The sequence below is a fragment of the Delftia sp. genome (assembly GCF_059499305.1).
The window spans coordinates 709,756-732,690 of the sequence record NZ_JCABYI010000030.1; the positions used below are offsets into that span (position 1 = coordinate 709,756).

Here is a 22,935-nt window from a genome sequence, read left to right on the forward strand (position 1 = left end):
TCCTGAGGAACCGCTCCCATGCCGCGCCGCTATCTGCTCAGCCGCATCGCCCAGGCCGCCCTGGTGCTGTGGGCGGCCTTCACGGTCTCGTTCATCCTGCTGCAGCTGCTGCCGGGCGACGCCGTGCTGATCAAGTTCCTGAACCCCGAGCTGGGCCTGGGCCCGCAGGAGATCGCCGACATCCGCGCCGCCTACGGCTCGGACCAGCCCGTGTGGCAGCAGTATCTGCACACGCTGGGCCAGTTCCTCACGGGCCATTTCGGCTATTCGCTGCAGGCCGGCGTGCCGGTGAGCCAGGGCCTGGCCACCAGCCTGCCGCCCACGCTCAAGCTCGCGGCCCTGGGCTTTGCCGCAGCCGCGCTGCTGGCCGTGGCGCTGGCGGCGGCTGCCAGCCTGGCGCCCCTGTCCTGGCTGCGCAACGCGCTGTATTCGCTGCCTTCGGTCTTTGTCTCGGTGCCCGTGTTCTGGCTGGGGATCATGCTGATCCAGGTGGTGTCGTTCCGCCTGGGCTGGATCGCCGTGATCAATCCCGGCCCCTGGGAAGGACTGGTGCTGCCCACGCTGACCCTGGCCTTGCCGATCTCGGCGCCGCTGGCCCAGGTGCTGCTGCGCAATATCGACGCCGTGCTGGCCCAGCCCTTCGTGGCCGTGGCACGGGCCAAGGGCGCCTCGCGCCGCTGGGTGCTGCTGCGCCATGTGGCACGCAATGCCCTGCTGCCCACGCTGACCATTGCCGGCGTGCTGTTCGGCGAACTGCTGGCCGGCGCCGTGGTGACGGAGGCCGTGTTCGGCCTCAATGGCCTGGGCACGCTGACCCAGCAGGCCGTGGGCAACCAGGACACGGCCGTGCTCCAGGCCGTGGTGGTCGTCTCGGCCGCCGCCTTCGTACTCATCAACCTCGCCGTGGATCTGCTGTACCCGCTGCTTGATCCGCGCCTGCGCCATTCCGTGGAGAACCGGCCATGAACACTGCCGTCTCAAGCGCTCTTTCCCCGGCCCTGGATGCCCAAGCCGCGCCCGCCACTCCTACTCCCATTCCCATTCCCATTCCCACGGCGCTGCCAGCGTCGTCCCTGGCCCCTGCGCCAGCCGCCCCGCACCGCAGCTTCGCCTTGCCGGCCCGCCTGCAATCCCTGAAGCGCCTGCCACCCACGCTGGCCCTGGCCTGGCTGGTGATTGCCGTGGCCGCGCTGTGGGCGCTGGCGCCCGGCTGGTTTGCCCACCAGAACCCGATCGCGGGCCAGGCCGGCCAGCAGTTGCTGGCGCCCAGCGCCGCGCACTGGCTGGGCACGGACGCGCTGGGGCGCGACCTGTGGGCGCGCGTGGTGCATGGCGCCGTGCATTCGCTGTCGGGCGCCTTCGTGGCCGTGGGCGTGGGCCTGGCCGTGGGCACGCTGATCGGCCTGCTGGCCGGGGCCACGGGCGGGCGCACGGAAGATGCGCTGATGCGCCTGGTCGATGTGCTGCTGGCCGTGCCTTCGCTGCTGCTGTCGCTGACCATCATCATCGTGCTGGGCTTTGGCACCATCAACGCGGCCATTGCCGTGGGCGTGGTCTCGGTGGCCAGCTTCGCGCGCCTGGTGCGCTCGGAGGTGGTGCGTGTGCGCCGCTCCGACTACGTGGAGGCCGCCTTTGGCAGCGGCGGGCGCTTTGCCGCCGTGCTGTGGCGCCATGTGCTGCCCAACTCGCTGACGTCGGTCATCGCCATGGCCGCGCTGCAGTTCGGCTCGGCGATCCTTGCGATTTCCACGCTGGGTTTTCTGGGCTACGGCGCGCCGCCGCCCACGCCCGAATGGGGGCTGCTGATCGCCGAGGGCCGCAACTACATCGCCACCGCCTGGTGGCTGACCACGGCGCCGGGCCTGATCGTGGTGGCCGTGGTGCTGGCGGCCAACCGCATCGCCACGGCCTTCGCACGGAGGCCTGCATGAGCGCCGCCATCGAGGAACGCATCCACGCCGCACCAGCGGTGGCAACCACCGCCCCCGTACTCGAAGTGCAGGACCTGGCCGTGGCCTACCGCGATGCCGCAGGCCAGGCGCAGCGCGTGGTGCACTGCGTGTCGTTTTCCGTGGCGCCAGGCGAGGTGGTGGCCCTGGTCGGCGAGTCGGGCTCGGGCAAGACCACCACGGCCCAGGCCGTGATCGGCCTTTTGGCCGACAACGGCCACCGCGAGCACGGCAGCATCCGCCTGCAGGGCACCGAGGTCTCGGGCTGGCCGTCCGCACGCTGGAACGCCATCCGCGGCCGCGTGGTCAGCCTGGTGCCGCAGGACCCCACCATGTCGCTGAACCCCGTGCGCACGGTGGGCGACCAGGTGGGCGAAATCCTGCGCATCCACGGACTGCGCGACCGCACGGCCGTGGAGGCGCGCGTGCTGGAGCTGCTGGCCCGCGTGGGCCTGTCCCAGCCCGCGCTGCGCGCACGCCAGTATCCGCACGAGCTGTCGGGCGGCATGCGCCAGCGCGTGCTGATCGCCATTGCGATTGCGCTGCGGCCCGCCCTCATCATTGCCGACGAGCCCACCAGCGCGCTGGACGTGACCGTGCAGCGGCGCATCCTGGACCTGATCGACGCGCTGCGCCGCGAGACCGGCACGGCCGTGCTGCTGGTCACGCATGACCTGGGCGTGGCGGCCGACCGCTCGCACCGCCTGGTCGTCATGCAGGGCGGCCGCATCCAGGAGCAGGGCCCCACGCTGGAGCTGCTGCGCAATCCGCAAAGCGCCTATACGCGGCGGCTGCTGGCCGATGCGCCTTCGCTGGCGCCTGCGCCGCGCCGCACGCCCAGGCCTGCCACGGCCGATGACTGGGCCATCGAGGTCGAGGACCTGGTGCACGAATTCGCGGCGCCCGGCCATGCCTCCGCCCACGGGCGCGGCATCTTCCGCGCCGTGGACGGCGTGTCGCTGCGCGTGCGCCGGGGCAGCACGCATGCCATCGTGGGCGAGTCGGGCTCGGGCAAGACCACCACCATCCGCGCCATCGTGGGCCTGGGCCGGCCCACGGCGGGCCGCATCCGCATCGAAGGCACCGAGGTCACGGGCCTGCGCGGCGAGGCCCTGCGCCAGCTGCGCCGCCGCGTGCAGCTGGTCTACCAGAACCCGTTCAGCTCTCTGGACCCGCGCCAGAGCGTGTTCGACATCATCGAGGAGCCCCTGCTGAACTTCGACCCGCTGCCGGCCGATGAGCGCCGCCGGCGCGTGCACGACATGCTGGAGCGCGTGGGCCTGCCGGCCGCCGTGCTGCAGCGGCGCCCGCATGCGCTGTCGGGCGGCCAGCGCCAGCGCGTGGCGATTGCGCGCGCCCTGGTGCTGCAGCCGCAGGTGCTGGTGCTGGACGAGGCCGTATCGGCCCTGGACGTGACGGTGCAGGCGCAGATCCTGGCCCTGCTCGCCCAGCTGCAGCAGGACCTGGGGCTGACCTATCTCTTCATCTCGCACGACCTTGCCGTGGTGCGCCAGATCGCCGACACGGTATCGGTGCTGCGCGCGGGCCGGGTGGTGGACGCGGGCAGCGTGGAGGAGGTGTTCCAGCGCCCCACCAGCGACTACACACGCGAACTCATGGACGCCATTCCCGGCAAAAGGAGCATTGATTTTGTCCCTCACCCCGCCTGATACCAACCGTGGCCACGGCTCCCGCACCGGCCCGCGCCTGGGCTTCTTCAGCCGCCTGCTCGACGATGTGCCGGCCGGCGAACGCTACCGTCTGGTGGCCGAGCAGATCGCCCATGCCGAGGCCCACGGCTTCGACTCGGCCTGGGTGGCCCAGCACCATTTCCATGAAAGCGAGGGCGGCCTGCCCTCGCCCTTCGTCTTTCTCGCCCATGTGGCGGCGCGCACGCGGCGCATCCGCATCGGAACGGGCGTGATCACGCTGCCGCTGGAAAACGCGCTGCGCGTGGCCGAGGATGCGGCCGTGCTGGACCTGCTGACCGGCGGCCGCCTGGAAGTGGGCCTGGGCACGGGCGGCACGGCCGAATCCTTCGAGGCCTTTGGCGTGCAGGGCGCCGAGCGCGGCGCCGTCTTCGCGCGCAACTTCGGCGTGCTGCAGGACGCCTGGGCCGGGCGCGCGCTGGCCGGTGGCGTGCACCTGTACCCGGCCGCGCCGCAGCTGCTGGAGCGCGTCTGGCAGGCCACGTTCTCGGCCGAGGGCGGCGCGCGGGCCGGGGCCAACGGCGACGGCCTGATGCTGTCGCGCACCCAGCCACGGCCCGAAGGCGCGCCGCAGGCCACGCTGTCCGAGATCCAGAACCCCATCATCGACGCCTACCTCGCCCGCCTGCCCGCAGGGCGGGCGCCGCGCATCCTGGGCTCGCGCACGCTGTTCGTTGCCGACCGCCGAGACGAGGCGCTGCGCTGGGCCGAGGCCGGCCTGCGCCGCGTGGCCCGGCGCCATGCCGCCCAGCCCTCGCAGTGGGCGGCCCGCGTCGATCCGCAGGCGCCGCTGGCCGATCTCATCGCCGCCTACGACGTGCATGTGGGCACGCCCGACGAGGTCATCGCCTCGCTGCGCGCCGACACGGCGCTGGCGCGCGTGAGCGACATCGTCTTCCAGGTGCATTCCATCGACCCGCCGCACGACGCCATCCTGCGCTCCATCGAGCTGACGGCCGCCCATGTGGCACCAGCCCTGGGCTGGCGCCGTGCAGATCTGCAGGCACCCTCTTCCCTCCCCGCAGCCCGGGCCGGACTGCTGCAAGCCGCATGACCATGAACACCACCGTACAGCCCCGTTTTCCGGACGACGTCATCGACCACCTCGCCGGCATCACCCCCGGCAGCGCCCTGGACCGCGTGCGCCGCCACCGCACCGAGGCGCGCACGCAGGCCCAGCAGAGTTTTGCCGCCCTGTTCACGCCCGCCGAGCCCGTGCCCGGCACGGTCTCGCTGCGCGAGCGGCTGGCCCTGGCCGCCTTCACGGCCGGGCTGCATGGCGAGCCGCGCAGCGCCGCCTTCTATGCGAAGGCGCTGGCGGCCGAAGATGCGGAACTGGCTGCCGCCGTGGCATCCGAAGTCGTGCGGGGCCGTGCACAAAGCCTTCAGCCCGGCAGCGGCCCGCACGGGCCGTACGGCCGCTACCCGGCAGGCCCGCTGAGCCGCGAAGACCAGAGCGGCCCCGCCTATGCCGTGGACCCGGCCCATGCCGCGCTGCTGGGCGCGCGCCTGGCCGCGGCGCTGGCCCATGCGCACCTGCTGGCCTACCACCCGCGCGACGCCAGCGCCGGGGCCCTGCAGGCGCTGCAACAGGCGGGCTGGAGCGAGACGGACATCGTCATCGTGTCCCAGCTGGCGTCCTTCCTGTCCTTCCAGATCCGCGTGGTGGCGGGGCTGCGCGTGCTGGCTGCACGCCCCGCGTCCCCGGCAGCCCATCAACCCACCCTGCAAGCCCAGCCATGACCTCAACGAACTCCGCCGCTCCCCAGGTCTTCACCCAGGAACAGCTCGACTGGCTGCCATGGATTGAGCCGCTGGACGAAAGCGAGCTGACCGAACGCCACCATGCAGGCCTGGTCGATGCCTCACGCGCGCAGTCCCCCTACTTCCGCCTGCTGGCGCGCGACCCCGACACGCTGGGCGCACGCACGCGCACCGACAAGGACATCTTCTACAACCCCGACGCCGGCCTGCCGCGTGCCGAGCGAGAGCTGGCGGCCGCTGCCACTTCGCGCGCCAATGGCTGCATCTACTGCGCCTCGGTCCATGCGCGCTTTGCCACGCACTTCTCGCGCCGGGGCGGCGACGTGCAGCGCCTGCTCGACGAGGGTCCGGGCACGGACCTGGGGCCGCGCTGGAACGCCATCGTCACGGCGGCCGTGGCGCTGACCCAGACGCCGCCTGCGCTGGAGCCCGCCCACATCGATGCGCTGCGCGCCGCCGGCCTGGACGATGCCGCCATCTCCGATGTGCTGCACGGCACGGCCTTCTTCAACTGGGCCAACCGGCTCATGCTGTCGCTGGGCGAGCCACGGACCACCGCATGAGGGCTTTCGCCCTCACCACAGGCCCAGCAGCTTCCACCAGGCGCTGCCGACCACGGCAAAGACCAGCAGCTCGATCACGCACATGGCCGCGCCCACGCGCCACCAGTTGCCCAGCGTGACATAGCCGCTTCCGAAGATGATGGGCGAAGTGCCGGTGGCGTAGTGGGTCAGCGTCATCATGATGGCCGAGCCGGCCGTCATCATCAGCATGAAGGGCACGACATAGTCGGCAGGAATCAGCTGGGCGCCCACGGTCAGGAAGGCCAGCATCATGGCGCTGATGTGGGCCGTGGTGCTGGCGAACAGGTAGTGCGAGAACACGAACACGCCCACCAGGATGGCCGCCACCGGCAGCCAGTCCAGGCCGCTGGCGACGATGGCGTTCTTCATGCCCACCGCGAACCAGGACACCACGCCCAGCTTGTTGAGCTGCTCGGCCAGCATGACCAGGGCGCCGAACCACACCAGCGTGTCCCAGGCGCTTTTCTCGGACAGCACGTCATCCCAGTCGATGGTGCCCGTGATGATCAGCACGAACAGGCCCAGGAAGGCGACCACCGTCGGGTCCAGCGTGAAGGCAGGCCCGAACAGCATCTGCGGCACGTTGGCCCACAGCAGCAGCATCAGGCCGAAGGTGCCCAGCATCACGCGCTCCTTGCCCGACAGCGGCCCCATGCGTGCCATCTCGCTGCGCGCGTACTCCACGGCATTGGGCGTGGCCTTGAGTTCGGGAGGCGACAGCAGGTAGATCACCAGCGGCATCAGCAGCAGGCACAGCAGGCCCGGCAGCAGCATGTACAGCGCCCAGGTGGTCCAGCTCAGGTGCAGGGCCTGGCCCGTGGCCTTGGCCACGAAGTCCACCACCAGCGGATTGGGCGCCGTGGCGGTCAGGAACATGGCCGACGTGATGGGATTGGCGTGGTAGTTGACCAGCGCCAGATAGGTGCCCACCTTGCCCTGCGTACCCTTGGCCGGGTCCGACTCGAAGGCATTGGCGATGGACTTCATGATGGGGTGCACGATACCGCCGCCGCGCGCCGTGTTGCTGGGCGTGAACGGTGCCAGCACCAGCTCGCAGATCGCCAGGCCGTAGCCGATGCCGATGGTCCGCTTGCCCAGCAGCGCGATGAACATCAGTCCGATGCGGTTGCCCAGCCCCGTCTTCTTGAGGCCGCGCGAGATCAGGATGGCCACCACGATCAACCAGATCAGCGGGCTGGAAAAGCTGCTCAGCGCATCGGTGACTGCGCCCTTGGACGAGCCTGACGTGACCTGGGACAGCGAGACGATCACGATGGCCATCAAGGCCATCACGCCAATGGGCATGACCTTGAGGATGATGGCCACGATGGTGGTCAGGAAAATGGCCACCAGCTGCCAGGCCTTGGGCGTCAGCCCCTCGGGCACGGGCACCAGCAGCAGCCCGAACAGCACGGCGGTGGCGATCAGCGCCGGCACCAGCCGGAACGGCACGGCCGACTTGAAGTAGCGGAACAGCGAGGCAATCTTCTCGAGCATGTGGATCCTTTGCGTTGCCGGAGCGGCGCCGAGAGAGCATGGCCTGCCGGGAGCAAAAGCCCACCAGCCTGCACGGGCACTGGCGGCCGCGCCGCATGACTGACATCATGATGCAGTGCAGCATGAGCCCGGCTTCCAGCGGGCGCCTGCGCCACCGAAGTTTGACAGGCATCAAGGCCGGGCCAGTAAACCTGGCGACCCAGGCCACCGAGCCCCGCTCACATGACAGCATCCCCAGACCGGGTGCCTTTCGCCCCGGTGTACCCATGCAGTGAAAAAAGGAGAAAAGCCGACATGCCAGCCAACCGATTCTTGCCCGAGGAATGGGAATGCCGGCTCCAGGAGATCGACCTGGAGATCGCCCGCCACGCCGTCATCTGCAAGATCCCGCTGCTGCAGGCCGGCGTGGTGGAGCGCGTGCTGGCCGATGACGCCAGCGTCTGCGGCGGCGACCACGAGGCCGCTTTCAAGACCCTGCGCGGCCTCTTGTACATGCACTACACCGAGCTGCTGCACATCAGCGAGGTGCTCAGCCCCGATGCCGCCCAGGAAATCGCCCACCGCGTGCGCCTGCGGCTGGGCCAGCGCATCGGCAACCAGCTGGGCGGCTGATGCTGGGCTGTCTGCCTGGCCTTTGCCCTGGCGCGAGGGCATGAAAAAAGGGCTACGACAGTTGTCGTAGCCCTTTTCAATTTGGTTGCGCGAGAAGGATTTGAACCTCCGACCTTTGGGTTATGAGCCCAACGAGCTACCAGACTGCTCCATCGCGCGGTATTCCAAAATTATAGCAGATTATTCAGCTGCCTTGGCTTCGGCGGCGCCTTCTTCAGCGCGCTCGACCAGTTCCACGAAGGCCATGGGGGCGTTGTCGCCCACGCGGAAGCCCATCTTCAGGATACGGGTGTAGCCACCAGGACGCTTTGCGAAGCGGGGGCCCAGCTCGTTGAAGAGCTTGGTCACGCTGTCGCGGTCGCGCAGGCGGTCGAATGCCAGGCGGCGGTTGGCAACGGTGTCGACCTTGGCCAGGGTGATCATGGGCTCGATCACGCGGCGCAGTTCCTTGGCCTTGGGAACGGTGGTCTTGATGGCTTCGTGCTCGATGAGCGAATTCATCATGTTCTTCAGCATCGCCAGGCGGTGCGAAGAGGTGCGATTGAGTTTGCGGAGGCCGTGACCGTGACGCATGGTGCTTTATTCCTAAAATATGTAATTAGGGCTTGCGCAAACAAGGATACAAGCCTGGACCCGTTACCGGATCTGCAGCTTGCCTCAACCGAATTTGCGCAAGTTGTTGATTAATTCGGGCAGCCGTATCAGGTACTGCCCGAGGCACTGAGGCTCTCCAAAAAGGAGAGCCCGCAATTATAGCGCTTAGCGCTTTTCCAGGCCAGCAGGCGGCCAGTTCTCCAGCTTCATGCCCAGCGTCAGACCGCGGGAAGCCAGGACTTCCTTGATCTCGTTGAGCGACTTGCGACCCAGGTTGGGGGTCTTGAGCAGCTCGTTTTCGGTACGCTGGATCAGGTCGCCGATGTAGTAGATGTTCTCTGCCTTGAGGCAGTTGGCCGAACGCACGGTGAGTTCCAGCTCGTCCACGGGACGCAGCAAGATGGGATCAAAGGCGGTTGCGGCACCACGGCCACCGGCCGGAGCATCGAAGACGCTGGCGATATCGCCGCCGTCCAGCTGAGCGAACACGGCGAGCTGTTCCACCAGGATCTTGGCGGAGGCGCGCACGGCATCCTCGGCAGTGATCGCACCATTGGTTTCGATCTCCACCACCAGCTTGTCGAGGTCGGTGCGTTGTTCAACGCGGGCCGATTCGACGGCGTAGCTCACGCGCTTGACGGGCGAGAACGAAGCGTCCAGCACGATACGGCCGATCGACTTCGTGGACTCGTCGCCATAGCGGCGCACGTTGCCGGGCACATAGCCGCGGCCCTTCTCGACCTTGATCTGCATGTCCAGCTTGCCGCCTTGCGACAGGTTGGCGATGACATGATCAGGGTTGATGATTTCCACGTCGTGGGGCGTCTGGATGTCGCGCGCCGTCACGACGCCTTCGCCATCCTTGCGCAGGGAGAGCGTGACCTCGTCGCGGTTGTGCAGCTTGAACACCACACCCTTGAGGTTCAGCAGGATGTTGACCACATCTTCCTGGACACCGTCAATGGACGAGTACTCGTGCAACACACCAGCAATCGTCACTTCCGTCGCTGCGTAACCCACCATGGACGAGAGCAGGACACGGCGCAGGGCATTGCCCAGCGTATGGCCGTAGCCACGCTCAAACGGCTCCAGAACAACTTTGGCGCGATTGTGGCCAAGCTGCTCGACATTGATCGTCTTGGGCTTCAGCAAATTGGTTTGCATGCAGACTTCCTCTCAATACCCCCGGCTCGTTACACCGGTAAGGCTGGTGAAGCACCCCAGCGCGATGCCTCGCGGCTGGGGGACGGTTTTACAGAAATGTCGCTGCGCGGAATTAACGCGAGTACAACTCAACGATCAGGGATTCGTTGATGTCTGCACCGAACTCGTCGCGGTCAGGCGACTTCTTGAACGTGCCTTCAGCCTTGTCGGCCGACACTTCCACCCATGCGGGGAAACCGACTTGACCAGCCAGTTGCAGGGCTTCGACGATGCGGGCCTGCTTCTTGGACTTTTCACGCACGGCGACCACGTCACCCACCTTCACCATGTAGGAAGGGATGTTGACGGATTGGCCGTTGACCGTGATGGCCTTGTGCGACACCAGCTGACGCGCTTCCGAGCGGGTCGAGCCGAAGCCCATGCGGTACACCACGTTGTCCAGACGCGACTCCAGCAGCGACAGCAGATTGGCACCGGTGTTGCCCTTCTTCTTGTCGGCGGCTTCGAAGTAGCGGCGGAATTGCTTTTCCAGCACGCCGTACATGCGCTTGACCTTCTGCTTTTCACGCAGCTGCAGGCCGAAGTCGGAAGTACGCTGACCGGAAGTGCGGCCGTGCTGACCGGGCTTGGTGTCGAACTTGGACTTGTCGGCGATCGAGCGACGTGCGCTCTTCAGGAACAGGTCAGTGCCTTCACGGCGGGAGAGTTTGGCCTTGGGGCCGATATAGCGTGCCACTTGATTTCCTTTGTGTCATCTGCCGTGCACAAGCACGGGAGCCGCCCGCGATGTTACACATCTGGGCGGCGGTGGGCTTGGTGAAAAAGCTTAGATACGACGGCGCTTTTGAGGGCGGCAGCCGTTGTGGGGAACCGGCGTCACGTCCGCGATGGAAGTGATGCGGATGCCCAGGGCGCCCAGGGCGCGAACCGAGGATTCACGGCCGGGACCGGGACCCTTGATTTCGACGTCCAGGTTCTTGATGCCCTGTTCGATGGCAGCACGACCAGCCACTTCCGAAGCCACCTGGGCAGCAAAGGGAGTCGACTTGCGCGAACCCTTGAAGCCCTGGCCACCCGACGAGGCCCACGACAGAGCGTTGCCTTGGCGGTCGGTGATGGTGATGATCGTGTTGTTGAACGAAGCGTGCACGTGGGCAATGCCGTCCGAAATGTTCTTACGGACTTTCTTGCGAACGCGCTGTGCAGCGTTGTTTGCGGGAGACTTAGCCATAGTGATCTTTCAATCTCTTTATTTCTTCAAAGCCGCGGCACCCTTGCGCGGACCCTTGCGGGTACGTGCATTCGTGCGGGTACGTTGACCACGCATGGGCAGGCCACGACGATGACGGAAACCGCGATAGCAACCGATGTCCATCAAACGCTTGATGTTCATCGTTGTTTCGCGACGCAGATCACCTTCCAGAGTCAGGGAAGTCAGCTGATCACGGATCTTTTCCAGATCACCGTCAGTCAGTTCCTTGATTTTCTTGGAATATGCGATGCCAGCGGCTTCGCAGATCTTGCGTGCAGTGGTGCGACCGATCCCATAGATAGCGGTCAGGCCGATTTCAGCGTGCTGATGCGGCGGGATGTTAATGCCAGCGATACGTGCCATTATTCGTCCTCAAACTTTCCTATCAACCCTGGCGCTGCTTGTGGCGCTGGTCCGTGCAGATCACTCGCACCACACCCTTGCGGCGGATGATCTTGCAGTTACGGCAGATTTTTTTGACCGAAGCCGAAACTCTCATTTCATTCTCCTAAAACTCTACATCCGTTACGGCCTATCGACCGGGAAACATGCCCGCGATGGATAGATCGAATGGGCGTCTACTAACTCTTACTGGACCCGCCGGCACCGCCGGCCAGGCCCATCACTTAGTTCAATTGCCAAGTGTCGCTTTGAAGTTCGCCTTTTTGAGGAGCGATTCGTACTGTTGCGACATCATGTAGTTCTGCACCTGGGCCATGAAGTCCATGGTCACCACCACAATAATCAGCAGTGATGTACCACCGAAGTAGAACGGGACGTTGTACTTCAGGATCAGGAACTCGGGCAACAAGCACACGAATGTGATGTACACCGCACCAGCCAGGGTCAGGCGAACCAGGATCTTGTCAATGTAGCGGGCCGTCTGGTCACCGGGACGGATCCCGGGGATGAAGGCACCACTCTTCTTCAGGTTGTCGGCGGTTTCCCGGCTGTTGAACACCAGGGCCGTGTAGAAGAAGCAGAAGAAGATGATGGCGGTGGCGTAGAGCATCACATAGATCGGCTGACCGGGGGTCAGCGTGCTAGCAATGTCCTTCAGCCAGCGCATGGATTCCCCTGCACTGAACCAGTTCACAACGGTCGCCGGCAGCAAGATGATCGAGGAAGCGAAGATGGGAGGAATGACCCCCGCCATGTTCAGCTTCAGCGGCAAGTGCGAAGACTGACCGCCATACACCTTGTTACCCACCTGACGACGCGCATAGTTCACCAGGATCTTGCGCTGTCCCCGCTCGACAAACACGACGAAGTACGTCACGGCTGCCACCACGAGAACGATGAAGATCGCGGCCAGGATGCTCATGGCACCGGTGCGCACCAGCTCCAGCAGACCACCGATGGAGCTCGGCAGACCTGCGGCGATACCTCCAAAGATGAGGATCGAGATGCCGTTGCCCAGACCACGTTCCGTGATCTGTTCACCGAGCCACATCAGGAACATGGTGCCGGCCGTCAGGCTGACCACCGCCGTGAGGCGGAAGCCGAAACCGGGGCTCAGAACCAGACCTGCGGAGCTTTCCAGAGCCACGGCAATTCCCAGGGACTGAAAAATCGCCAGGCCCAGAGTGCCATAGCGGGTGTACTGGGTGATCTTGCGACGACCCGATTCACCTTCCTTTTTCAGCTGCTCGAATGTAGGGACCACATAGGTCATGAGCTGCATGATGATCGATGCCGAGATGTACGGCATGATCCCCAGTGCGAACACCGTGAAGCGCGACAGCGCCCCACCCGAGAACATGTTGAACAGATTGAGAATGCCGCCCTGCTGGCCATTGAACAGCTGCTGCAGCTGCGCTGGATCGATGCCCGGCACGGGGATATGAGCCCCGATGCGGTAAACGACCAGCGCGAGCAACAGAAAAACCAGACGGCGGCGAAGATCGCCGAATTTTCCGGTTTTTGCAATTTGAGCTGCGCTAGTAGCCACGGATGTCTTCTTTCAGATCATTAATCAGGCGATGCTGCCGCCGGCAGCTTCGATGGCAGCCTTGGCGCCGGCGGTAGCGCCGATGCCGTTGAGCTTGACAGCCTTGCTGATTTCACCGCTCTTGATGATCTTGACCACCTTTGCGATTTCACCAACCAGACCGGCTTGCTTCAGAGCTGCCAGATCGACTTCGGCCAGGCCCAGCTGTTCCAGAGCGGACAGGGTCACTTCTGCGTTGAACTTCAGCAGATGCGACTTGAAGCCACGCTTGGGCAGACGGCGCTGCAGAGGCATTTGACCGCCTTCGAAGCCCACCTTGTGGTAGCCACCCGAACGCGACTTCTGGCCCTTGTGACCACGGCCGGCAGTCTTGCCCAGGCCGGAGCCGATGCCGCGGCCGACACGGCGCTTGGCATGCTTGGCACCTGCTGCAGGCTTGATGCTATTGAGTTCCATCATCAATCCTTTCAGAGGACTTTGACCAGATAGCTGATCTTGTTGATCATGCCGCGCACAGCAGGCGTGTCCTGCAGTTCGCTGATGCTATTCAGCTTGCGCAGGCCCAGGCCACGGACGGTGGCGCGGTGCGATTCCTTGGTGCCAATGGGGCTGCGCACCAGTTGCACCTTCACGGTTTGTTGCGTTGTCATGTGATTGACTCCGATCAGGCGGTGAAGATGTCTTCAACCGACTTGCCGCGCTTGGCTGCCACTTCCGAAGGGGTCGTGGAGTTCTTCAGAGCGTCAAAAGTCGCGCGGACCATGTTGTAGGGATTCGACGAGCCATGGCTCTTGGCCACGATGTCGGTGATGCCCAGCACTTCGAAGACGGCGCGCATCGGGCCGCCGGCGATGATGCCGGTACCCTTGGGAGCGGGGTTCAGCATCACGGATGCTGCGCCATGCTGACCCATCACGGTGTGATGGATCGAGCCGTTCTTCAGGGACACCTTGATCATGTTGCGACGGGATTCTTCCATCGCCTTTTGCACGGCTGCAGGCACTTCCTTGGACTTGCCCTTGCCCATGCCAACACGGCCATCACCGTCGCCAACCACGGTCAGTGCAGCGAAGCCGAGGATACGACCGCCCTTCACAACCTTGGTGACGCGGTTCACCGCGATCATTTTTTCGCGCAGACCGTCGTCACGACCTTCGTCTTGCACCTTGGGAGAAAACTTTGCCATTTCTATCCGCTCCGCTTAGAACTGCAGGCCGGCTTCACGAGCGGCTTCTGCCAAAGCCTTCACGCGGCCGTGGTATGCGAAACCAGCGCGATCGAAAGCCACTTTCTCCACGCCTGCAGCCTTGGCCTTCTCGGCAATGCGCTTGCCGATCAGCGTAGCGGCAGCCACGTTGCCACCCTTGCCGATGGCGCCCAGTTGGGTGCGCACTTCGGCTTCGGCAGTCGAGGCCGAAGCCAGCACCTTGGTGCCGTCTTCCGACACCACGCTTGCGTAGATGTGGAGGTTCGTACGGTTCACGCTCAGACGTGCCACGCCTTGCTGTGCAATGCGGATGCGGGTCTGGCGGGCACGACGGAGACGCTGCTCTTTCTTGGTCAACATAATGCAGCTCCTTACTTCTTCTTGGTCTCTTTGATCACGACCTTCTCATCCGAGTAACGGATGCCCTTGCCCTTGTAGGGCTCGGGAGGACGAACGGCACGGATCTCAGCAGCCAGTTGGCCAACGGCCTGGCGGTCAGCACCCTTGACCACGATTTCCGTGGGCGTGGGGGTGGCAACAGTGATGCCGGCCGGCATTTCGAAGTTCACCGGGTGCGAATAGCCGATCGCGAGGTTCAGCTTGGCGCCAGAGGCCGAAGCCTTGAAGCCCACGCCGACCAGCGACAGCTTCTTCTCGAAGCCCTTGCTCACGCCCACCACCATGTTGTTCACCAGCTGACGCATGGTGCCGCTCATGGCGTTGGCTTCGCGCGAGTCGTTGACGGGCTCGAAAGACAGCTTGCCTTCGTTGTTGGAGATCTTCACCAGAACGTTCTGGGCCAGCGACAGCGTGCCGCCGGTGCCCTTCACATTGATCTGGTCAGCCTTGATGGACACATCCACGCCTGCGGGGATGGCCACGGGAGTCTTTGCTACGCGAGACATTTCAGTATTTCTCCTTAATGTCCGTTAGGCCACGTAGCACAGCACTTCGCCGCCCACGCCGGTGGCGCGTGCCTTGCGATCCGTCATCACGCCCTTGGGAGTGGTGACGATGGCCACGCCCAGACCGTTCATGACCTGGGGGATTGCGTCGCGGCCCTTGTACACGCGCAGGCCGGGACGGCTCACGCGCTCGATGCGCTCGATCACCGGACGGCCGGCGTAGTACTTCAGGGTAATTTCGAGTTCGGACTTGCCAGCGTCGGTCTTCACTTGGAAGCCGTCGATGTAGCCTTCATCCTTCAGCACCTGGGCGATGGCAACCTTGACCTTGGAGGAAGGAGCCGTCACGGTGGTCTTGGAGACCATTTGTGCATTGCGGATGCGGGTCAGCAAGTCAGCGATGGGATCACTCATGCTCATGTTTAATCTCTCCTGCTTGCTTACCAGCTGGCCTTGGTGACACCGGGGATGTCGCCAGCGAAGGCCAGTTCACGGATCTTGGCGCGGCCCAGACCGAATTGACGGAAGGTGCCACGGGGACGACCCGTGATCTCGCAGCGGTTGCGCTGGCGAGTGGGGTTCGCGTTACGGGGCAGCTTCTGCAGGCCCAGGCGAGCGGCGTCGCGCTCTTCGTCGCTGCGCTTTGCGTCAGCGGCGATTGCCTTCAGTTCTGCGTACTTGGCAGCGTACTTGGCCGCCAGCTTTTCGCGCTTGAGTTCGCGCTGAATCAATGCAACTTTAGCCATGCGCCACCTCAGTTCTTGAAGGGGAAACGGAAAGCGGCGAGCAGTGCCTTGCACTCGTCGTCGGTCTTTGCCGTAGTCGTGATGCTGATGTTCAGACCACGCAGAGCGTCCACCTTGTCGTACTCGATTTCGGGGAAGATGATCTGTTCCTTGACGCCGACGTTGTAGTTGCCGCGACCGTCGAACGAACGGCCGGAGATACCACGGAAGTCACGCACGCGGGGCAGAGCCACGGTGACGAAACGATCCAGGAATTCATACATCTGAACGCCACGCAGGGTCACCATGCAGCCGATGGCCTGGCCTTCGCGGATCTTGAAGCCGGCGATAGCCTTCTTGGCCTTGGTCACCACGGGCTTCTGACCAGCAATCTTGGTCAGGTCGGCCACGGCGTTGTCCATCACCTTCTTGTCGGCCACGGCTTCGCTCACACCCATGTTCAGGGTGATCTTGGTCAGGCGGGGCACTTCCATGGTGGAGGTGTAGCCGAACTTTTCCTTCAGTTCAGCCGCGATCTTTTCGCGATACAGTTTTTGCAGTCGTGCCATGTGTTACCCCTTAGGCCGCCTTGATTTCGGCGCCGTTGGACTTGAACACGCGAACGCGCGTGCCGTCGGCTTGCACCTTGATGCCCACGCGATCGGCCTTGCCGGTCGCTGCATTGAAGATGGCCACGTTGGATTGGTGGATAGGCATGGCCTTTTCCACGATGCCGCCGGTGGTGCCCTTCATGGGGTTCGGCTTGACGTGCTTCTTCACCAGGTTGATGCCGTCGATCAGCAGGTGGGAGTCGTCCTTGCGAGCCGAGACCACGCCTTGCTTGCCCTTGTCACGGCCGGTCAGCACGATGACTTGGTCGCCCTTGCGAATCTTGTTCATGGTGCTTCCTTTAGAGAACTTCAGGTGCCAGGGACACGATCTTCATGAACTTTTCGTTGCGCAGTTCACGAGTCACGGGGCCAAAGATGCGGGTGCCGATAGGCTCCAGCTTGGCGTTCAGCAGCACGGCGGCATTGCCGTCGAACTTGACGAGCGAGCCATCAGCGCGGCGAATACCCTTCGCCGTGCGCACCACGACCGCGCTGTAGACCTCGCCTTTTTTGACGCGTCCACGCGGTGCAGCTTCCTTGATGCTCACCTTGATGATGTCACCAACACTCGCATAGCGACGATGAGAACCGCCCAGCACCTTGATGCACTGAACAGACTTCGCGCCGGTGTTGTCGGCAACCTCTAACCGAGATTCTGTTTGGATCATTTCAATATTCCCAACTTGCTCCAGCAAACACCCGACAGCCCCAGAGTCTTCTCAAGGGCCGCGAGCAGCCAGTCAGTCTTGGGCCCGTCGTCCACGCCGAAAACCATTTCTCGGCGCTTCCACTGGGCAGATAACTTCACGATTTTCACGTGAAGCATGGGATTGTCCCAGAAATTCCTTTGCGCGTCAAACCCTTAGCGACTTTTCCCGCCCCTGCCCGGCAGCGTTGCGCAACGCCCACAAGGGCGCCGGCAACCGAGGGGCCGCCCGGGCCTCCCGATCGGCCCATGCCACCGGAGACGCCCATAAAAAAGCCGAGCCACGCGGGCTCGGCAAAGGGTGGCAGACTCAACGCAATTGTTGGCTGCGGACGGACCGCGCCGACGACGGCACAGACCGCGCAGCGGCTTTGGGGCCACCGCGTCGGGCTTGGGCGCAGCCCTTGCCCTGCGGAAAACGCACTTTCAAGCGCTTTCTTTTTGCTTCCCTCCCTCGTCAGCCTTGTGCTGGCTGCTGTTCACTGGCACTGAAGCTGGGCGCCATGAACTGCATTCTCATTCATAAAACCAATCGAGTACATATATTCATCAATTTTGACAATCACGCGTGGCGCAAGCGTCTTCCGCAGAAAGCACAACGCCCTGCGTTGCAGGGCGTTGTGCATGGAGATGGACAGGATCAGGCAGGCAGGTACTGCGCCGCCAGCGGCATGAAGTCCGCCAGGCCGGCGTCGTGTCCCAGCTCCTCCTGGAGGATGGCCGCCACGCGCGGGGCCACTTCGGCGGCCTTGCGCGCATCGAGGAACAGCAGGCGGCTGCGGCGCGCCAGCACGTCTTCCACGGTGCGCGCGTATTCGAAGCGCGCGGCAAAGCGCACCATGGCTTCGTTCAGGCCGTCGGCCAGCCATTCGTCGTTGCCCGGCAACGCCTGCACCGCCGAGGCTTCCGTGCCGTAGGAATGCAGGCCCTGGATCTGGTTCATGCGGTGGTGCACGGCGGACTCGGCCGGGGCGCCGGCCAGCGGCAGGCGGGCCGTGACACCACCGGGGCGGTGCGGCAGGCGGCCGATGGCAAAGCATTCGGAGAGCACGTCTTCGGCCATGGCGCGGTAGGTGGTCCACTTGCCGCCCGTGACGGTCACCAGGCCGGTGCGGCTGGACATGACGGTGTGCTCGCGGCTGATCTTCTTGGTGTTTTCGCCATCGTCGTCCTGGGGCTTGACCAGCGGGCGCAGGCCCACCCACATGCTGCGCACGTCGGCCAGCGTGGGCTGGCGCGTGAGGTAGCGGCCTGCCTCGGTGAGGATGAAGTCCAGTTCTTCGGGGAAAGGCAGGGGTTCGCGCGCCAGGTCGTTGCGCGGCGTGTCGGTGGTGCCCAGGATGACCTTGCCCAGCCAGGGCACGGCAAAGAGCACGCGGCCATCGGCCGTCTTGGGCACGAGCAGGGCATGGTCGCTGGGCAGGAAGTCGCGGTCCACGACCACGTGCACGCCCTGGCTGGGCGCGACCATGGGCTTGACGGGACGGCCCTGGGCCTCGGCGTCCTGCTGGCGGAACAGGTCCACCCAGGGGCCGGTGGCGTTGACCACGCACTTGGCGCGCAGCGTGAAGCGCTGGCCGGATTCCGAGTCTTCGCAGATCAGGCCGGCGACCTTGCCGCCTTCGTGCAGCAGTTCACGTGCGGGGCAGTAGTTGACCAGCAGCGCGCCCTTGGCAGCGGCCGTGCGGGCCAGCGCCAGCGCCAGGCGGGCATCGTCGAACTGGCCGTCCCAGTATTTGACGCCGCCCTTGAGGCCCTGCTGCCGCACGGTGGGCAGGCACTTCACGGTGCTGGAGCGCGAAAGGAATTCCGTGGCGCCCAGGCCTGCCTTGCCGGCCAGCGCGTCATACATCTTGAGGCCGATGCCATAGAACGGCGTGTCCAGCAGCTTGTAGGACGGCATGACGAAGGCCAGCGGCTGCGCCAGGTGGGGCGCGTTGTGCAGCAGCGTGGTGCGCTCATGCAGCGCTTCCCGCACCAGGGCGATGTTGCCCTGGGCCAGGTAGCGCACGCCACCATGGACCAGCTTGGTGGCACGCGAGGACGTGCCCTTGGCGAAGTCATGCGACTCCACCAGCACGACCTTGAACCCGCGCGCCGCCGCGTCCAGGGCCACGCCCAGGCCGGTGGCACCGCCGCCGATGATGGCCAGATCGTAGGTTTCAGGCTGGGCCAGGCGTTCCAGCAGGGCGGCGCGGCCGGTGGGCAGAGGGGAAGCAGCGAGGGACATGGATCTTCGACGAAGGAATGTGGGGCAAGTTAACAGGGCGCCATGTAGCCGCCATGTCAGCACCCGGGACGCCACGCCTGCGCCCAATGCGAAGGGGACGGAATCGGGTTTTCCGCTATTTTCGCTCGTTTTTGTATTTTTTTCTTCGCTATCTTTCGTTTTGTGTTTTTGGCGACCCAGGAAGCCCCAACGATGGACTGCGATGCCAGCACAGGGCATGCCGTCCAAAACCGGCGCGGCCCAACTCAGGGACGCCGAGCAAGAGCCGCCTCGCGGCGAGGGCGTCGTCCCCCTCCCCCGCGAAGCGGGTAGAGAGGGGGAAGCCGCGCAGCGGCTCAGGGGGTGTCACCTCACCTTGCCGTTTTTCCAGGCATTGAGCAGCGTGTCATACGCAATCGTCTCGCCCTTGGGCTTTTCATTGGCCAGCTTCTTCCACGGCGCCTGCTTGTCGCTGAGCCACTTGGCCGGGTCGCCCTTGGGGTTGAGCTTGGGCGCGCAGTGCGCCATGCCTGCGCGCTGCAGGCGGGCCATGACCTGGTCCATTTCCTCGGCCAGGTTGTCCATGGCGCCCTGGGGCGTCTTCTCGCCGGTGACGGCCTGGGCCACGTTCTTCCACCACAGCTGGGCCAGCTTGGGATAGTCGGGCACGTTGTTGCCGGTGGGCGTCCAGGCCACGCGGGCGGGGCTGCGGTAGAACTCGACCAGGCCGCCGAGCTTGGGCGCCATGTCGGTCATGGCCTTGGAGCGGATGTCGCTTTCGCGGATGGGCGTCAGGCCGACGATGGTCTTCTTGAGGCTGGTGGTCTTGGCGGTGACGAACTGCGCGTAGAGCCAGGCGGCGGCCGTGCGGTTGGCGTCATGGTCCTTGAAGAAGGTCCAGCTGCCCACGTCCTGGTAGCCGTTTTGCATGCCGTCCTTCCAGTACGGCCCGTTGGGGCCGGGCGCCATGCGCCATTTGGGCGTGCCGTCGGCATTGACCACGGGCAGGCCGGGCTTGGTCATGTCGGCCGTGAAGGCGGTGTACCAGAAGATCTGCTGCGCGATATGACCCTGGGCCGGCACGGGGCCGGACTCGCCGAAGGTCATGCCCATGGCTTCCTTGGGCGCGTATTTCTTCATCCAGTCCACGTACTTGGTGAGCGCGAACACGGCGGCCGGCGAGTTGGTGGCGCCCCCGCGCGAGACCGAGGCGCCCACGGGCGTGCACTTGTCGTCGGCCACGCGGATGCCCCATTCATCGACGGGCATGCCGTTGGGAATGCCCTTGTCGGCCGCGCCGGCCATGGACAGCCAGGCATCGGTGAAGCGCCAGCCCAGCGACGGGTCCTTCTTGCCGTAGTCCATGTGGCCGTAGATGGGCTTGCCGTCGATCTGCTTGACGTCGTTGGTGAAGAACTCGGCGATGTCCTCGTAGGCGCTCCAGTTCAGCGGCACGCCCAGCTCGTAGCCGTACTTGGCCTTGAACTTGTCCTTGAGGTCCTTGCGCTCGAAGAGGTCGGCGCGGAACCAGTAGAGGTTGGCGAACTGCTGGTCGGGCAGCTGGTAGAGCTTGCCGTCGGGCGCGGTGGTGAAGCTGGTGCCGATGAAGTCCTTGATGTCCAGGCCAGGATTGGTGAAGTCCTTTCCGGCGCCGGCCATGTAGTCGGTCAGGCTCATGATGCGGCCGTAGCGGTAGTGCGTGCCGATCAGGTCGGAGTCGGAGATCCAGCCGTCATAGATGGACTTGCCCGACTGCATCGAGGTCTGCAGCTTCTCGACCACGTCGCCTTCCTGGATCAGGTCGTGCTTGACGGTGATGCCCGTGATCTCGGTGAAGGCCTTGGCCAGCGTCTTGCTCTCGTACTCGTGCGTGGTGATGGTCTCGGAGACCACGGCGATCTCCTTGACGCCCTTGGCCTGCAGCTTCTTGGCCGCCTCGATGAACCACTTCATCTCGGCCATCTGCTGGTCCTTGGACAGCGTGCTGGGCTGGAACTCCGCGTCGATCCACTTCTTGGCTTCCGCCTCTCCGGCCCAGGCCGCCTGCCCCGCCGCCAGCAGGGCCGCCGCGAGGGCGATGGTGTGAAGTCGTTGTTTCATCTGCCGTCTCCTAGATTCTTGCTGTCTCCCCGACATGCACATGCACCAGCGGGCCCCGGGGGAGCTTCGGACCCGGCTGTCGATAAATGGAATGAAGTGATCAGCCTTTGCGCATCACGACGGCCAGCACGAGCATGGACAGCACGAAACTGATCCACACCGAAGGCTCGGCCTCCAGCGAGAACCACTGCGCCATCTTCTCGCCCAGCCCCACCCAGGCCAGATTGACATAGGCCGCCAGCAGCAGCCCGATGAACAGCCGGTCCCCGCGCGTCGTCGCCATCGGCAGCCAGCCCTTGCGCATCACGGTCGGGCTGCGCAACTCCCACAGCGTCATGCCCACCAGCATCAGCACGATGCAACTGAAGAACACCGCCACCGGCAGCGTCCAGGCCATCCAGGAAAACATTGACGAGTCCTTTCAGAAATCCAGCATCAATACAGCAGCTTCTCGAAACCGGCAGAGCCCAGCCCAGGGACACCGAGGAAGGGCCGCCCCGCCCCGAGGGTGTCGTCCCCCTCCCCCGCGGAAGCGGGTAGAGAGGGGGAAGCGGCGTAAGCCGCTCAGGGGGTGCCTCACACCCTCCCCATTGCGAACCCCTTGGCGATGTAATGCCGCACGAACCAGATCACGATGGCGCCCGGCACGATGGTCAGCACGCCCGCCGCCGCCAGCGTCGCCCAGTCCATGCCCGAGGCCGAGACGGTGCGCGTCATGGTCGCCACGATGGGCTTGGCGTTCACGCTGGTCAGCGTGCGCGCCAGCAGCAGTTCCACCCAGCTGAACATGAAGCAGAAGAAGGCCGCCACGCCCACGCCGGCCTTGATCAGCGGCAGGAAGATGGTGAGGAAAAAGCGCGGGAAGGAGTAGCCGTCGATATAGGCCGTCTCGTCGATCTCGCGCGGAATGCCGCTCATGAAACCCTCCAGGATCCAGACGGCCAGCGGCACGTTGAACAGCAGGTGGGCCAGGGCCACGGCGATGTGCGTGTCCATCAGGCCCACCGTGGTGTAGAGCTGGAAGAAGGGCAGCAGGAAGACGGCCGGCGGCGTCATGCGGTTGGTCAGCAGCCAGAAGAACACATGCTTGTCGCCCAGGAACTGGTAGCGCGAGAACGCATAGGCCGCCGGCAGCGCCACCGTCAGCGAGATCACGGTGTTGATGGCCACGTAGATCAGGCTGTTGATGTAGCCCGAGTACCAGGAGGCGTCGGTGAAGATGGTTTGGTAGTTGGCCCAGGTGAAATGCTGGGGCCACAGCGAGAAGCTCGACAGGATCTCCTCGTTGGTCTTGAAGCTCATGTTGACCATCCAGTAGATGGGCAGCACGGCGAACAGCAGGTAGGCGACGAGGAACAGCGTGCGCTTGTGGAAACGGCGGTCTTCAGTCATGTCC

Annotated in this window: 29 protein-coding genes and 1 tRNA gene; 7 read left to right on the forward strand and 23 right to left on the reverse strand. The window is 64.7% G+C overall.

The genetic code is table 11. The annotated features are described in order from the left end of the window. Window positions 1-18: 18 nt before the first annotated feature. The 6 genes from AC5I49_RS19785 to AC5I49_RS19810 are packed head-to-tail and all read left to right on the forward strand — an operon-like array spanning window position 19 to window position 5,985. Window positions 19-966 (forward strand): ABC transporter permease, encoded by a 948-nt coding sequence (locus tag AC5I49_RS19785; protein WP_495789783.1) that lies wholly within the window; start codon window positions 19-21, stop codon window positions 964-966. After that, window positions 963-1,931 (forward strand): ABC transporter permease, encoded by a 969-nt coding sequence (locus tag AC5I49_RS19790; RefSeq protein WP_074920781.1) that lies wholly within the window; start codon window positions 963-965, stop codon window positions 1,929-1,931. Before AC5I49_RS19785 ends, AC5I49_RS19790 begins: the two co-directional genes overlap by 4 nt. Further along, window positions 1,928-3,619, forward strand: coding sequence for a dipeptide ABC transporter ATP-binding protein (locus AC5I49_RS19795; protein WP_495789784.1), 1,692 nt, complete (start codon window positions 1,928-1,930; stop codon window positions 3,617-3,619). The genes AC5I49_RS19790 and AC5I49_RS19795 overlap by 4 nt, the downstream gene beginning before the upstream one ends. Continuing rightward, window positions 3,600-4,712: a putative FMN-dependent luciferase-like monooxygenase gene (locus AC5I49_RS19800; RefSeq protein ID WP_209799248.1), complete on the forward strand. Its 1,113-nt coding sequence runs from the start codon at window positions 3,600-3,602 to the stop codon at window positions 4,710-4,712. The genes AC5I49_RS19795 and AC5I49_RS19800 overlap by 20 nt, the downstream gene beginning before the upstream one ends. Then, window positions 4,709-5,401 (forward strand): CMD domain protein, encoded by a 693-nt coding sequence (locus AC5I49_RS19805; RefSeq protein ID WP_061287248.1) that lies wholly within the window; start codon window positions 4,709-4,711, stop codon window positions 5,399-5,401. Before AC5I49_RS19800 ends, AC5I49_RS19805 begins: the two co-directional genes overlap by 4 nt. Beyond that, window positions 5,398-5,985 (forward strand): alkylhydroperoxidase domain protein, encoded by a 588-nt coding sequence (locus AC5I49_RS19810; RefSeq protein WP_016449182.1) that lies wholly within the window; start codon window positions 5,398-5,400, stop codon window positions 5,983-5,985. Before AC5I49_RS19805 ends, AC5I49_RS19810 begins: the two co-directional genes overlap by 4 nt. A gap of 12 nt (window positions 5,986-5,997) precedes the next feature. Here AC5I49_RS19810 and AC5I49_RS19815 read toward each other — a convergent pair whose 3' ends face one another. Then, window positions 5,998-7,503: a DASS family sodium-coupled anion symporter gene (locus tag AC5I49_RS19815; protein ID WP_016449181.1), complete on the reverse strand. Its 1,506-nt coding sequence runs from the start codon at window positions 7,501-7,503 to the stop codon at window positions 5,998-6,000. 294 nt (window positions 7,504-7,797) lie between these two features. On the opposite strand from AC5I49_RS19815, the gene AC5I49_RS19820 reads away from it, so the two are divergent. Further along, window positions 7,798-8,115 carry a hypothetical protein gene (locus AC5I49_RS19820; protein WP_016449180.1) on the forward strand — a complete coding sequence of 106 codons (318 nt, stop codon included), beginning with the start codon at window positions 7,798-7,800 and terminating at the stop codon, window positions 8,113-8,115. A gap of 82 nt (window positions 8,116-8,197) precedes the next feature. Here the strand turns inward: AC5I49_RS19820 and AC5I49_RS19825 are convergent. The 22 genes from AC5I49_RS19825 to AC5I49_RS19930 all read right to left on the reverse strand — a co-directional run bounded on the left by AC5I49_RS19825 (window position 8,198) and on the right by AC5I49_RS19930 (window position 22,931). Continuing rightward, a tRNA-Met gene (locus AC5I49_RS19825) sits at window positions 8,198-8,274 on the reverse strand. 21 nt (window positions 8,275-8,295) lie between these two features. After that, window positions 8,296-8,688: a 50S ribosomal protein L17 gene (gene rplQ / locus AC5I49_RS19830; protein WP_012202979.1), complete on the reverse strand. Its 393-nt coding sequence runs from the start codon at window positions 8,686-8,688 to the stop codon at window positions 8,296-8,298. 186 nt (window positions 8,689-8,874) lie between these two features. Continuing rightward, window positions 8,875-9,873 carry a DNA-directed RNA polymerase subunit alpha gene (locus tag AC5I49_RS19835; protein WP_012202978.1) on the reverse strand — a complete coding sequence of 333 codons (999 nt, stop codon included), beginning with the start codon at window positions 9,871-9,873 and terminating at the stop codon, window positions 8,875-8,877. A gap of 112 nt (window positions 9,874-9,985) precedes the next feature. Beyond that, on the reverse strand, window positions 9,986-10,609 hold the full coding sequence (gene rpsD, locus AC5I49_RS19840) for a 30S ribosomal protein S4 (RefSeq protein ID WP_012202977.1): 624 nt from the start codon (window positions 10,607-10,609) through the stop codon (window positions 9,986-9,988). A 90-nt stretch (window positions 10,610-10,699) separates the two neighbouring features. Further along, the gene (gene rpsK / locus AC5I49_RS19845; RefSeq protein WP_012202976.1) at window positions 10,700-11,104 is read right to left on the reverse strand and encodes a 30S ribosomal protein S11; all 405 of its coding nucleotides are present in this window, start codon (window positions 11,102-11,104) and stop codon (window positions 10,700-10,702) included. Window positions 11,105-11,122: 18 nt separating this feature from the next. Next, window positions 11,123-11,488, reverse strand: coding sequence for a 30S ribosomal protein S13 (gene rpsM, locus AC5I49_RS19850; protein WP_012202975.1), 366 nt, complete (start codon window positions 11,486-11,488; stop codon window positions 11,123-11,125). Window positions 11,489-11,510: 22 nt separating this feature from the next. Next, a complete protein-coding gene (gene rpmJ / locus AC5I49_RS19855) occupies window positions 11,511-11,624 on the reverse strand; it encodes a 50S ribosomal protein L36 (RefSeq protein WP_003050535.1) in 114 nt (37 codons plus the stop codon). Window positions 11,625-11,756: 132 nt separating this feature from the next. After that, window positions 11,757-13,076 carry a preprotein translocase subunit SecY gene (gene secY / locus AC5I49_RS19860; protein WP_012202974.1) on the reverse strand — a complete coding sequence of 440 codons (1,320 nt, stop codon included), beginning with the start codon at window positions 13,074-13,076 and terminating at the stop codon, window positions 11,757-11,759. A gap of 24 nt (window positions 13,077-13,100) precedes the next feature. Then, entirely contained in the window at window positions 13,101-13,532 is a 432-nt protein-coding gene (rplO, locus tag AC5I49_RS19865; protein WP_016449179.1) for a 50S ribosomal protein L15, read from the reverse strand. 11 nt (window positions 13,533-13,543) lie between these two features. Further along, window positions 13,544-13,726: a 50S ribosomal protein L30 gene (gene rpmD / locus AC5I49_RS19870; RefSeq protein WP_012202972.1), complete on the reverse strand. Its 183-nt coding sequence runs from the start codon at window positions 13,724-13,726 to the stop codon at window positions 13,544-13,546. A 14-nt stretch (window positions 13,727-13,740) separates the two neighbouring features. Further along, on the reverse strand, window positions 13,741-14,262 hold the full coding sequence (gene rpsE, locus AC5I49_RS19875) for a 30S ribosomal protein S5 (RefSeq protein WP_016449178.1): 522 nt from the start codon (window positions 14,260-14,262) through the stop codon (window positions 13,741-13,743). A gap of 15 nt (window positions 14,263-14,277) precedes the next feature. Then, entirely contained in the window at window positions 14,278-14,643 is a 366-nt protein-coding gene (gene rplR, locus AC5I49_RS19880; RefSeq protein ID WP_012202970.1) for a 50S ribosomal protein L18, read from the reverse strand. 11 nt (window positions 14,644-14,654) lie between these two features. Next, on the reverse strand, window positions 14,655-15,188 hold the full coding sequence (gene rplF, locus AC5I49_RS19885; RefSeq protein ID WP_016449177.1) for a 50S ribosomal protein L6: 534 nt from the start codon (window positions 15,186-15,188) through the stop codon (window positions 14,655-14,657). Window positions 15,189-15,212: 24 nt separating this feature from the next. Then, window positions 15,213-15,608: a 30S ribosomal protein S8 gene (gene rpsH, locus AC5I49_RS19890; RefSeq protein ID WP_016449176.1), complete on the reverse strand. Its 396-nt coding sequence runs from the start codon at window positions 15,606-15,608 to the stop codon at window positions 15,213-15,215. A 20-nt stretch (window positions 15,609-15,628) separates the two neighbouring features. Then, window positions 15,629-15,934: a 30S ribosomal protein S14 gene (gene rpsN / locus AC5I49_RS19895; RefSeq protein WP_012202967.1), complete on the reverse strand. Its 306-nt coding sequence runs from the start codon at window positions 15,932-15,934 to the stop codon at window positions 15,629-15,631. 8 nt (window positions 15,935-15,942) lie between these two features. Beyond that, a complete protein-coding gene (gene rplE / locus AC5I49_RS19900) occupies window positions 15,943-16,482 on the reverse strand; it encodes a 50S ribosomal protein L5 (protein ID WP_016449175.1) in 540 nt (179 codons plus the stop codon). Between the two features lie 10 nt (window positions 16,483-16,492). Further along, a complete protein-coding gene (rplX, locus tag AC5I49_RS19905) occupies window positions 16,493-16,813 on the reverse strand; it encodes a 50S ribosomal protein L24 (RefSeq protein ID WP_016449174.1) in 321 nt (106 codons plus the stop codon). 10 nt (window positions 16,814-16,823) lie between these two features. After that, complete coding sequence (rplN, locus tag AC5I49_RS19910; protein ID WP_016449173.1) at window positions 16,824-17,192, reverse strand: 50S ribosomal protein L14; 369 nt, start codon at window positions 17,190-17,192, stop codon at window positions 16,824-16,826. Window positions 17,193-17,870: 678 nt separating this feature from the next. After that, a complete protein-coding gene (locus AC5I49_RS19915) occupies window positions 17,871-19,460 on the reverse strand; it encodes a glycerol-3-phosphate dehydrogenase/oxidase (protein WP_016449171.1) in 1,590 nt (529 codons plus the stop codon). 345 nt (window positions 19,461-19,805) lie between these two features. Beyond that, a complete protein-coding gene (locus AC5I49_RS19920; protein ID WP_126311186.1) occupies window positions 19,806-21,539 on the reverse strand; it encodes an ABC transporter substrate-binding protein in 1,734 nt (577 codons plus the stop codon). Window positions 21,540-21,639: 100 nt separating this feature from the next. Beyond that, window positions 21,640-21,948, reverse strand: coding sequence for a DUF2160 domain-containing protein (locus AC5I49_RS19925; RefSeq protein WP_016449169.1), 309 nt, complete (start codon window positions 21,946-21,948; stop codon window positions 21,640-21,642). A 167-nt stretch (window positions 21,949-22,115) separates the two neighbouring features. Next, the gene (locus AC5I49_RS19930) at window positions 22,116-22,931 is read right to left on the reverse strand and encodes a carbohydrate ABC transporter permease (RefSeq protein ID WP_013804448.1); all 816 of its coding nucleotides are present in this window, start codon (window positions 22,929-22,931) and stop codon (window positions 22,116-22,118) included. Between the last annotated feature and the right edge of the window lie 4 nt (window positions 22,932-22,935).